Below are 12473 nucleotides of genomic sequence, written 5' to 3'. Positions count from 1 at the left end.
TTCTTGTTAACTCAACAACAAGAGCACGTTTTATGTAGCATAAAATACCCTTTCTGTAGTATATTTTTTTAAAATTATATAGATATAAAATCCCAAATATAGTTGACTAACTCGTCATTACCTAGTGTTAAATCTGTCTTGTTTGTTTTCAAACTAAAATTTTTAGTGCTTGATCGTATATCAATCTTCTCATTTTTGTAGTTTGTAATTAACATTGTTCCATCTTCAACACCGTCCATATTATTTATTTCCCTCTTAATTGTAGGAAAAGCTAATACAATGCCTTTTTTTATGGTGCCTCCCCCTGTTTTAGGGTTGCTAAATGCAACAACAGATTTTGGGTTTTTCTCTCGATTCCAATTATAAACGGGTGTGAATTTAGCACATGTATCTAAAAAATCTTTTTCCGTCTCATTCCCAAAAAATTCTGATTTAAAAATAGGTAAGCAAAGAAAAAAATTATTCCTATATTCGTTAACTATCCCTCTTAGTTGACGGTGATATAAGCCACTAGCCATTAAAATGGAGTCAAATTTTTTGTCTTCAAATTCAGTATTAATTATAGTAATTGGTGCTTCCAATGGCTTAACATCATTTTTTAATAAATCGATTGCAAACTCATCATCATCATGATCAACACAAATAGCTAAATTATTAATATTTTTATCCGTGCATCCAATATTTAGGTAATGAACTATTTTTTCGTTCGGCATGTGCAAAGTGAATTTTAAAATTCCTTTAACCTCTACTATGTCATCGGGAAAATGCTGTGCTATTAATTTTTTTAAATCCATCATTCCTTTACTCCTAAGGTGTAAAAGTTGGATTAGTAGTTTGTGTATAGTGAAGTCATGATGCATTTATTGTACTTCAGTAGATTTTGATTTCTGTACAATCGTTTTTTTGGGGGGCGAGTTAATTTTTAATGGCCCGTAAGTTTTATATGCTGCGACGGAGTGGTTTTACTGATTTATTAGAAAAACGATCAAAACGTAATTAAGTGTTTAAGTTTTTATATAATCCACCGAAATATTGACAATATATGGCTCGCCAAACATACAAATTAAAAACAGGATAAATATAAAAATAATAATTTAGCATGTTCGTATATCAATATGAACATACTCTCTTGCTTTAACTAACTCAATTTTTCTTTATATAAAAAAGCGCTTTTTCCAATAGTTTTATATTTGGCGGATCTTTTTTTGATGCTTTAGATTTTAACCAAGCCCCACCCTTTTTTATAAATAATTCAAGACCTTCAGGAGTAAAGTCATCTCTCCTAAGTTCTCTGTTTGTTTCTGTAATTTTTTTGTCATTAAGCAGGTTGTTTTCAGCAAAAAAATTAATCAATGCTGTTATTGATCTTCGCACCATCTCTTGAGATTCGACGTCATCAATTATCTCCCCTTTAGCATTGGTTGTTTTATAGGCAGATACAAATTCATTGATTGACATTAAAACTAAATAATTTTCATTCATTTATGGCAACCTAACAATTTCAGAAAGACCACTTGTTGGAATTAACTCGCCAGTACTACGGTCACGGATGTAATTTCCACCATTTCCCATAATTCGACCTTCTTTAGCGAGCTGCTCTTGTTTATCTGCACTAGTACTTGTCACCTCATAAGTTTTCGCCTTACCATTTTCAATTACAGCTGTATCTACACGCCGGCGTTCACCTGTAATGGGATCTTTAACAGACTTTCCATTTTTGTCACGTAGATAGCATTCACTTTGAATTTTTGCATGTGTATTTTCAGCCTTTATTATTTCATTAAATTCTTGATGGCGGCGATCACCTTCTACTGCATTTTTAATACGTGCCAGCCACAGTGGATCAAGCCAACTTATCGGATTCGGCGCAAATTGGTGTAAATTACTTCCGCCCGCTAATTTAATCGGATTACTACTAATAAACCGCCCAATCTCCGGGTCGTAATAGCGGTATCGATTGTAATGCAAGCCGCTTTCTTCATCGGTGTATTGGCCTTGGAAACGTAGCTGGTTGTTGATACCTGCTGTTTTAGCCGCTTCGCTGATAATGGTTTTTGCTTCTCCCCACGCTTTATATTCAGCGCTCCACGCAATTTCGCCGTTTTCATCGCTGAGTGTTTGCGGCGTGCCGAGGTGGTCTACGTGGTAGTAGGCGGTGTGTTCTTGTTCGCTGTCGTTGGCGGAGACGATTTGCGCCAGCGGCACAAAGCTGTTGGGCTCGAACAGGTAGTGGTGGGTGTGTTCGGCGGTTTTTTCCAGGGCGATCACGTCGCCGTCCCAGATGAATTTCCAAAATCCTTCTATAAACGAACAGGGAGCAATAATATTGCCCCCTGTTCGTTCATTTGTTTTTTAAAGCTTCGGAAATAAGGTCTTTTATTTGAGTGTCGCCGCAGCTTGAATATCTTCTATGGCCAATGGCTGCCTCTTGGCTAATATCAAATCTAGAATTATCAACTCGCACAGCTTGGAACTTGCCAGGGGTGCCAGTAACAAAAAACACGTCATTGAATTTTTCAGGAGCAACGTAATCAGGTGTTTTTCCTATAATTAACCATTCACCTTCCGACCTGCGTTCAAACAAGCCAAATGAATCAAGTAATACGGGATCAACTAACCATTTTTCTGAGCGATTTGGATCAAATATAGGGGAGCCAGAAAAATAATCATAAATTTCCGCAACCATTCCCATACTGACATTTGAGATCAACCGGCCAAAACCATAATGTTTTTCGTCATAGCGAAAAGCAAATAAATCACCCGGCAGAGGTTTAAACCGCTTTGGTCGTTTAGCCGTTTTTAATACGACTTGCTTAATTTCAAGCTCTTCCATGCCACTGGCAATTTCATCATCTACATTTACTTTAAATGCCAGTGATAATGCATATTCAAGTTCAAGCAGAGTTGGTTTTCTGCCTAAATCCTCGGTATATTCATGGCTAAATTCTTTTAAAAAATGCCGTATTGAATCCAGTACCGCATCACCAATAACGGCATCCTTTTGATCGGGTATATTCCACCAGCCCATTGCCGCCTCCTCAAAAAACACATATGTTATATTTTAATGATTGTATTTTATAAAAAAAACAATCATTAAAAATCAATGCCAAGTATCTTATTGTTTGTATCAAGAGATAAATTAATTTTTTTTATCAAATCGTCGAAATTTTCTGCGATTTTGGTTACCTCTTCGAACTCCGGTTCTCTACCGTAATATATAGCCCCAATATTCTCACCACTTGTTTTTATTGCCCAGTATTGATATCCACTTTTTGTTGACATAAAAATAGGTAAATGACCACTCCAAAAAATTTTTACCTCTATTTCTTCTTTTGGACTAGAACAAGATTCAATACATATCTTCTCAAATTTATTCCATGAAAAAGAAGAGTCGGAATTATTTCTAAAATCATTTAAAGATAAAAACCATTCATCATCTGCACTGCTATATAACGCATCAAAAAAAGAGCACCATTTGTAGAGGTTGATGCATGTTTTTTTAATTATTTCAATTTCTTTATTATCCTTTTCTTTACTATTTTTATCAGTATGCTCAAAAATCCAACCGTGTTTTTTAATTTTTTTATTAAATTATTTTTCATTGAATCCAGCGCCGTACTACCAATAATGGCATCTTTTTTATCGGGTATACTTCACCCGCCCATTTTATTCTCCCGAGCCATTCTATAAAAAAAGGGAGCAATATTATTGCCCCCTGTTTGTTTACTTGTTTTTTAATGCTTCGGCAATAAGCTCTTTAATCTGAATATCAGAGCTATAGGTATATCTTCTATGGCCAGTGGCCTCCTCTAAACTAATATCAAAATCAGAGTTGTTCACTCGTACTGCTTGGAGCTTGCCAGGGGTACCAGTAACAAAAAATACATCATTGAATTTGTTAGGGATAACATAGTTAGGCGTTTTACCTATAATTAGCCATTCACCTTCGTTTCGACATTCAAATAAACCATATGGGTTAAGTACTACGGGGCTAATCAGCCATTTATCTGTATAATTTGGGTCGAATATAGGCTGGGCAGAAAAATAATCATAGATTTCCGCGACCATTCCCATGCTTAATTTTGAGATCAGCCTACCAAAACCATAACGTTGTTCATCATAGCGGAAGGCAAATAAATCCCCCGGTACGGGTTTAAACCGCTTTGGTCGTTTGGCTGTTTTTAATACGACTTGCTTAATTTCAAGCTCTTCCATACCACTGGCAATATCATCATCTACATTTACTTTAAATGCCAGTGATAAGGCGTATTCAAGCTCAAGCAGGGTAGGTTTTCTGCCTAAATCTTCGATGTATTCATGGCTAAATTCTTTTAAAAAATGTCGTATTGAATCCAGCACCGCATCACCAATAACGGCATCTTTTTGATCGGGTATATTCCACCAGCCCATTTTGTTTTCCTTGTTTATTTTAACGGTTTAAGCGTTTTATTTCATTGTTATATGCATTTTCAAAGTGCTGCTGCCTTTTGGGGCAACGCGTTGAATTTTTATGGTCAAATGAGGCAACTTTGTTTCCTCTTTCGTCATAAGTTGTTGCTGTGCTTAAATCTTGTCCAATAGTCCCTGTCTTGGTGCCATGATGCTCAATATTAGCCTGCTCAACACCACGGGCAGTACCATAATCTACATCTCTCATTATTGGTTCCATGGTTCCTCCTGCTAAGCGCCCACTTTTACCATGTTCTATATTACGCCTATCCAAATCATCCGTTATGCCAACGTAATAAGGAGAGTCACCTCGGTCAGGACTTTTACCCGGCTCATATAATCCATAGACGTGATATCCAGGTGCTGTTTCGTGCACCAATCCAAACGGATCAATCCACCCAATAGGATTCGGAGCATATTGGTGTAAATTTCTGCCGCCCGCTAATTTAATCGGATCACTACTAATAAACCGCCCAATCTCCGGGTCGTAATAGCGGTGTCTATTGTAATGCAATCCACTTTCTTCGTCGGCGTATTGGCCTTGGAAGCGTATTGGGTTATTGATTCCGGCTTCTTTTGCGGCTTCACTAATGACGACCTGCGCTTCACCCCACGCTTTGTACTCTGCACTCCAAGCGATTTCGCCGTTTTCATCGCTCAGTGTTTGCGGTGTGCCGAGGTGGTCTACGTGGTAGTAGGCGGTGTGTTCTTGCTCGCTGTCGTTGGCGGAGACGATCTGCGCCAGCGGTATAAAGCTATTGGGCTCGAACAGGTAATGGCGGGTTTGGTTTGCGGTTTTTTCCAGGGCGATCACGTCGCCGTCCCAGATGAATGCGGTTTGGCCTTGGGCGTTTTCTTTGCCGATGCGGCGGCCAAAGGCGTCGTAATAGTATTGCGTTACGCCTTGGGCTGTTTGCACTTCACTCAGGCGGTTAAAGCCGTCCCAGCTTAGTTTGGTGATCTGTTCACCGCGTTGTTTTTCGGTGAGGTTGCCGCGTGCGTCGTATTTAAAGTGGGTGCCTGCGTATTGCTTCAGCAGGTTATCCAGAATACGTGGTGTTTGGCTGGGTAGGGTGTTTTCTGCTTTGCCTGCGCTGTCGAGCAGATTGCTGGCGGGGTCAAAGGCAAAGGTTTCCTGATGTTTTGGTGTGTTGGCAGCAAGCAGCCTGCCTACCGGATCGTAGCGGTATTGGGTTTCGCCCTTACGGCTGTCTTTAATGCCCAGCAGTTGCCCTACCGGATCGTATTGATAGCTGCGGTTGCTGCTGGTTTTTCCGCTGAGCGTTTGCTGCAGCATGCGGCCCATTGGGTCGTATTGGGTTTGGGCTTGCAGCTGGTTGGCGAGTTTGCGGCCGGTTTCGCGGTGTAGTTTATCGCGCTCAAAGCTGGTGATTTCTTGCTTATTCCACAGCATGCCGTGCACATGGCCACTGCCGTAAACCAGCCAGTCGGTGCGTTGGCCATCGGGGCGAATGCTGGCGATGCGGTTACCCAGCTCGTCGTATTCGTGTTGCCAGATATGGGTTTGGCTTTGGCCAAAGAGCTGGTAATGGTGCTCTTCACGCGTTAAATCGCCCACTTCATCAAAGTTAAACACCACCTGGCTAAAGCGGTTTTTAGCGATGGCAAGGCGGCCAGCCGGATCGTAGCGGAATGATTCTTTGCTGCTGCCCGTTTTACGCTGTGCAAGGCGGCCTGCGGCATCGTAGTTAAGCTGGGTAAGCTGGCCTGCTTCGTTCACTTCTAAGAGCTGGCCGCTGGCTTCGGCATAATGATAGCGGGTGGCTTTGCCATCAAAGCTGTTTTCTTCGATTAAGCGGCCAACAGGATCGTAGCTAAAGCGATATTGGGCGCTGTTTTCATTTTGCAGTGCGGTCAGTCTGCCCAGTTTGTCGTAGCGGTAGGCCAGCTCCTGGCCCATCGCATCGATTCGGGAATGAATCCGGCCTGCTTTATCGTAGCCATAGCGGGTGCTGCGGCCCAGCGCATCGGTGTGCGACAGCAAACGGCCTTCGGCATCAAATTGCAATTTGGCTTCGGTGCCATCCGCCTGTTTAGCAGCCTCCAGACGCCCATCGCTGCCATAGCGATATTGGGTGAGGTTGCCTGCTGCATCCTGGGTTTCTAACAAGCGGCCATTGGCATCGTAATGCCATTCGGTGCAGGAGCCAGAGCAATCGGTAAAGCTGGCAATCTGGCCGTTGGGTAAATAGGCCAGTTTTTTTGTGCCGCCTTTGGCGTCTTTAATTGCGATAGGCAGGCCCTGCGGGTTGTAGCTATAGCTGGTGGCGTATTGCTTAGGATCGATTTCTTTAAGCAGATTGCCTTTGTCGTCGTATTCACGCAGCCAGATATTGCCCAGCGGATCAGTAATGCGGATCAGCTGGTCTTTATCATCGTAAGCCATCTGCACGGTGCTATCGTCGGGGCGAATATGCAGCAGCAGATTATCGTTGGCATCGTATTCATAACGATCTGAGCTGCCATCGGGATAAACGTGTTTGATTAGGTTTTTATAATCATCGCGAAACAGCCATTCTTCGCTGTTATCGGGATAAATAATGCGATAGGTGTAGCCCAGCGCATCAAAGTAATAGAGTGTTTCATCGCCATGGGCATTGCGAACGGTGGTGAGGCGGATGTCGTCGTGCCAGCTTAGGCGGATCTCATTACTGCCATCATCTGCAAACTCACGAATAGCTTTGGATGTAGCGCTGCTGCCATCCCATTCCAGATTAACCCCGCGGCCAGTGCGATCGGTGTAGCGGGTAATCAGGTGGTTTTTATATTGATAATCGCGCTGATTGCCGTGCTCATCTTTGGCGCTGATTAAATCACCATGCTCGTTATAGCTGTATTCAGCAAGCACGCGCCCAGCAGGAAGCTCTTTGCTGGGGGGGGTGCTAATACGGCTGATTTTTCCCGCTGCATTACGCTCAAATTTTGCGCTGCTGCCACTGCTTAAATCGATTTGCTGCAATAAACCCGCTGCATCGTAACTCAGCGCCAGCGTATTGCCCGCACGGTCTTTCAGCATGCGCAGCATAAAGCGGGATTCGTAGCGCTCGTACACCTCCAGCAATTCATGGCCACGGGTAATGGTCAGCAGGTTTTCATCCAAACGGCTAAGCATCAGGCCTTCAGTGCGGTCTTGATGGTGCTCGCCCACTGCAAGTGCTGGGTAATCCAGGCTACGGCCATCCGCATCAAAGTGGCGCAAGATGGGGCCTGATTCTGCGTTGATTAAATCAAAGCGGGTAGATAGCGGGGATGTCCAGCGTGCGCCCAGCTCGCCCTGATCATAAGCGGCCAGCCTGGAGTTATAAGTACGTTGCCAAACTAAGGGCATTACACCATTAAGGCTAAAATCGGTGTGGCTAAAAACCTCATCACCCAGTGCATAGCCAATTGATTTTGTACTGCGTGATTTGCCTTTGGTTTTACATTCTTTGCAGCCATTGGGGCTAAGTTTGGCTTTGATTTGCGAGCTGACTTGCTCAATCACTTGCTGGGCACGTTTCGCTACCACTTTTGTGGTTTTGCCAACGGCAACAGCACCAGCAGCTGCTTTCTTTTTGCCCTTTGTAATTGCGGCAAGTAGCAGAGTCAGTAAGGATACCAGGCTTTGTTTGGCCTTTGCATCGGCCAGGGCGGTGATCTTGCCAACTATTTGCGGCTTAATTGAATTATTCAGGTGGTTAAGTAAATCAGTCAGTGTTTGTTTTACTTTATCGCTTAGCAGGGCAGAAGCTGCTTTAGATGCAACAGTAGCTACCGCCTTACGATAAAACTGGCACGCTTCACCAAAAAAGCTGCCTAAACGAATTGCGGGATTGCGAACAAACTCCCCTTTGCTGGGTGCTTTACCCGCAGGAACACGGTATTTACCTAATGTGCCGTTGATGAGTTGTTTTAAAAATGTTGTGAATTGCTCTATCACTTTAGAAACGAAGTCGGCGACTTCTTTCATCATGGGTGAAATCACATTCAGCATCTTTGTAACGGCGTCTTCCGCTTTTTGGGCTAATGCTTCGCTGGCCAGAATATGGCTGACAATAACGTCGACCAAGGCGGGACCTACTGTTTTTCCGCCGCGAATTAAAGCTTGTCTTACGCTGCCAAGTACCGGGCGCATTGATATACGCAGTGCCGCCGTACCCGGAGCGGGGATCAAGCCTATGCCATTAATGCCCACCCCCATCCAGTCTCCAAAATCCCCCCCCTCTTTCTTTTGCGAAATATCGTAAAGATTGACGAGCATATCTCCTGCAGCAATGAGATTACCGACCACAGGCAGGGCGCTGGCGACTGTTTGTAAGTCATCAAGCGAAACATGGTTGTCAGAAACTTTCTTTAGCCAGGTATCAAAACTGCCTATGGCAGACTGGGTATCCGCAACTGTTTCTTTACCATAGGGCGCATGTGCAACTTGTCTTGTTTCGCTCATTGAGGCGAAGTCTCCGAATATTTAAAAGTCAGCATGGTTTTAGACCATGGCTGTACCGTATAAGCAGGGCTATTACTTCTTGAGCGAAGCGAGCATTTGTTTAACTTGTTGGGCTTGTTGAGCAGAAGCATTGGCTTGCCCGGCAGCGGCGCTGATTTCCTTTGGCACGTGGCTCATTACCTGGCTTGAAGCGGTTTGTTTTGCCGCATCCATAGCCTGGCCAGGGTTGGATAGTGAACCTGCTATCCCTTGAGCACTGCCAACCGCAGAACTCGCCTCTTTAGGCAGGTAGTTCATCGCCTGGCCAGCTGCCGCTTGTTTAGCAGCATCCATTGCCTGCTGAGGGTTCATTGATGCAAATGTATTAGCCATTTGAGCACTGCCAATAGCTGAGCCTATGCCTTGGGGAACGTGACTCATTATTTGGCCTGCTGCAGCCTGCTTTGCCGCAGCCATTGCCTGAGCAGGGTCAAGCGAAGATAGCGTGCTTGCCATTCCCTGCGCTTTGGCCACATCAGGCAGCAAACTGCTTAATTGTGCAGAAGCTTGTTTAGCAATGGCATCCGTATCTATTTTGCTTGGAACATCTTTTAGCAGTGGTGTTTCAAAAGTGCCTGTGGGGGCTTTTGTCTGCCGTGGGTCACTCAAAAACTGAGCGCTGACTGCACCCATCGGCAAGCCTGCAATCACGGCATAGCCTTTATCATCCAGCATGCCCTTATGAACCTGACCTTTTAAGTCGGTCACAATATATTGGCCACCTTTAATGGCTTCAGCATTTTGGTAATGATGGAATAGTTCTAACTGTCCAAGGCCATCTTTACCTTTAAATGTTGGCATAGGCACGCTTTGGCTCTTCGGCCCGCTCCAATCATGGCTCCCGCCCTTAATGCTCACTTTCCCCGGTGCATGCAGCTCGATCTTGCCGCCTTTGATGCGGATATAAGCACCGCCGGCGGTGAGCAGGATTTCTTGTTTGGCGTTGAAGAGGCCCTTGCCTTTGATTGCGGTGAGTTTGACGTTTTTGTCACCGGTGATTTCGATGTCGTCGCTTTGCGCCTGCATTTGCAGCTGGCCTTTGGCGGCGATCAGCTTCATGGTGATTTTGTCTTTGATGCCGCCGGTAAACAGGCTGATGTGTTGGCCTACATTGTGAATCCAGCGGCGGCCGGTGCTTTGGTTGGTGTCGCGCTGGGCGACCTGATCCAGGTTGCTGCCTGCGCTGAGGGTCTGGCTTTGCGGGGTGGTGATGGCTACGCCGTCCTCGCCGTGCAGCAGGATGATTTTTTGCTGGCCAGCCTGCTCTTTAGATTTTGTTTTGCCGTCTTTATCCGTGTTGCTACCCGCTTCAAAGCTTTTGCTGGCGTGCACGTGGTGGTAAAGATGGCCGTGGCTGGCTTTGTCGCCGGGGCTGTTGTCGGGTTTGACGGTTTGATCATCTTCGCCAGTTTCTATGCTATCGGCGAGTTGTTTGGTGGCGTATTCGCCGAGGTTTTTGGCGGTGTCTAAAGCGGATTCCAGCTGGCTTTGGGCTGGGCTGCGGTCCAGCTGTTTGCCGGATGCACCGCCTTTGGCTTCGGTGCTGATGAGTAAGCCGCTGGCGCGAATGGCACCTTGTTTGTCGGTGCGCAGCTCAAAGCCTTCGCCGCGTGGTTCGCCTTTTCCATCCGTGCGCGGGTGGATCAGGTAGCCCATATTGAGCTGAGTTTTACCATGCTCGCTGGATAATTTGGTACGAACTTCGCCTTTGGTATCGTCAAACAGCAGCTCGCCGTATTGGCCACCTTCATGCTCTTTGGTCTTGATGCCGGATAATGTTTTGTTGGCGGGTAAAGCGCCTGCGCCGCTGAATGTCGGCACCGGGTGGCTGCCGTTATAGACCACGGCGGTAACGATGGGGCGGTCGATATCGCCTTCGATAAAGTCGACTAAAACTTCCTGGCCGATGCGCGGAATAAACTGGTGGCCAAAGCCTGCGCCTGCACTCGGCATAGAAACGCGGATCCAGCAGGATGATTTGTCATCCAGATTTGCGCCAAACTCCGGGTGCTCTGCGGCACGCTGCCAGTGGAACTGCACCTTAATCCGGCCTTGCTCGTCGGTATGCACTTCTGAGCCGGCGGGGCCAACCACGGTGGCGGTTTGTACGCCAAAGCTTTTGGGTTTACTCAGCGGCTCATGGGCAAAGGCGGGGGTGATCGGCTGGCCGCGTCTTTGGGCGGTGAAATCGGCCTGGTAGGGCTTGGTGTCAGCTGCGCTTGCGGCCAGCAGGCTGGGGGAGACTTGCAGTAGTTGCTGGGTCAGATCCACCGGCAGATTATTCTGCGCGGTGAATTTAAGCCGGGTAATGGCGAATTCGCGCTGCTCGGCCGCATCCCATTCGTGTGCGGGGTGGTCTTCTAATCTGAACCATTGCCCCGCTTGCAGGCTGCGCAAAGTGCCAGAGCCAGTAAACGTTTTCTTTTGCCCATCCAAGGCCTGCTGACGCAAGTTAGCGTAATGGCTTAGCCCTTCAGCATCGCTGGCGTAATAGTGCGTCTGGGCGTCGTAATCTTCAAAGCTGGATTGAATTTGCTGCCCGCCATCACCCTGATCCACAGCGCTATGATCGGCGGTGTGGCTGGTGTTGGCGGCTTTGTAATTAAAGCTGGCAAGCGATACCGAGCTGCTGCCTACCTGACGCTGGCTGTTCCACTCGGTAAGGGCATCAGATTCTTCCGTGGCATCCGCGCGGTGAAAGCGCACCTGGCTGTCTTGCGCCTCGGGTACGGCAAAGGCATCGTCAAAGACAACGAGCTGCACTTGGGGATTGTCACCCGGCAGATGAGCAAAGCGCCACGCTAAGCCTTCCTCTTGCATCAGCCTCACTAAGAAATCGTAATCCGACTCGCGGTATTGCAGGCAATAAGAGCGCGGGCCGTGTGTGCCGGATAATTTGAAATCCAGCGTTTGCACCGCTGCAAATACGGGGTTTTTAGCCTGATGCTCGGCCAGTACCTGCTTCACGATATCCGGCACGGATAAATCCTGGAACACGCGGGAAGTGCGGCGGTAGCGAAGTAAAGCAAACGGCGGCTCTGCCGTTAGCGCGTACTTTGCAAAGCCCCCGTCAGAGCCAAGCAACTGCGCTTGGGATATCACACCACAGCGCTCAATCTCGCTGCCATTGGCATCGGCCACAGATAAAACAATGGGCAGGCCCAGTAAGGATTTAAGCTCTAAGCTGCCATCGGGGGAAAGGCAATCAATCTGATAGCGGTAAGCCTGATTCATCCCCTCGCTGCCACTGACCTGCTGCGGCAACAGCTGCTCACCCCACGCCGCCCCGTCGCCAAGTTGCAGGCTGATAAGGCGATTATCCTGATTAAAGGCTGCGGCAAAAGAGGCGAGAAGCTGGCTCATGTCCATAGAAGAAGGTTCCGGTTATCGATCTTAAATACGGTAAATATGGGGTGGCAGGCACAAGCTGGCAGCAAATAAGGCTGCAGCGCAGGCGCTGCGCTGCTTATTTGCCACGAAAGGCCCACAGCATATGTTTCTGCATAGCTAACTTGAATACGGTAAACATTGGATGACG

General features: G+C 46.6%; 7 protein-coding genes. All 7 read right to left on the bottom strand.

What is annotated here, in order from left to right:
- Window positions 1–74 precede the first annotated feature (74 nt).
- The 7 genes from HA050_RS20830 to HA050_RS20800 all read right to left on the bottom strand — a co-directional run bounded on the left by HA050_RS20830 (window position 75) and on the right by HA050_RS20800 (window position 12304).
- Window positions 75–797, bottom strand: a complete 723-nt coding sequence (locus tag HA050_RS20830) for a hypothetical protein (RefSeq protein ID WP_166830325.1) — start codon at window positions 795–797, stop codon at window positions 75–77.
- A gap of 346 nt (window positions 798–1143) precedes the next feature.
- Complete coding sequence (locus HA050_RS20825; protein WP_166830323.1) at window positions 1144–1482, bottom strand: hypothetical protein; 339 nt, start codon at window positions 1480–1482, stop codon at window positions 1144–1146.
- Complete coding sequence (locus tag HA050_RS20820; protein ID WP_205836537.1) at window positions 1483–2268, bottom strand: RHS repeat domain-containing protein; 786 nt, start codon at window positions 2266–2268, stop codon at window positions 1483–1485.
- Window positions 2269–2341: 73 nt separating this feature from the next.
- Window positions 2342–3028 (bottom strand): Imm26 family immunity protein, encoded by a 687-nt coding sequence (locus tag HA050_RS20815; protein WP_166830321.1) that lies wholly within the window; start codon window positions 3026–3028, stop codon window positions 2342–2344.
- A 695-nt stretch (window positions 3029–3723) separates the two neighbouring features.
- Complete coding sequence (locus tag HA050_RS20810) at window positions 3724–4410, bottom strand: Imm26 family immunity protein (protein WP_166830319.1); 687 nt, start codon at window positions 4408–4410, stop codon at window positions 3724–3726.
- 19 nt (window positions 4411–4429) lie between these two features.
- Window positions 4430–8896 (bottom strand): RHS repeat-associated core domain-containing protein, encoded by a 4467-nt coding sequence (locus tag HA050_RS20805; protein ID WP_166830317.1) that lies wholly within the window; start codon window positions 8894–8896, stop codon window positions 4430–4432.
- A gap of 72 nt (window positions 8897–8968) precedes the next feature.
- Window positions 8969–12304, bottom strand: coding sequence for a type VI secretion system Vgr family protein (locus HA050_RS20800; protein WP_166830315.1), 3336 nt, complete (start codon window positions 12302–12304; stop codon window positions 8969–8971).
- Window positions 12305–12473: the final 169 nt, after the last annotated feature.

The organism is Iodobacter violaceini (assembly GCF_011601265.1).
GTDB lineage: Bacteria > Pseudomonadota > Gammaproteobacteria > Burkholderiales > Chitinibacteraceae > Iodobacter > Iodobacter violaceini.
Note: the sequence above shows the minus strand (reverse complement) of the source record. Positions and strands in the feature narration are given on the sequence as shown.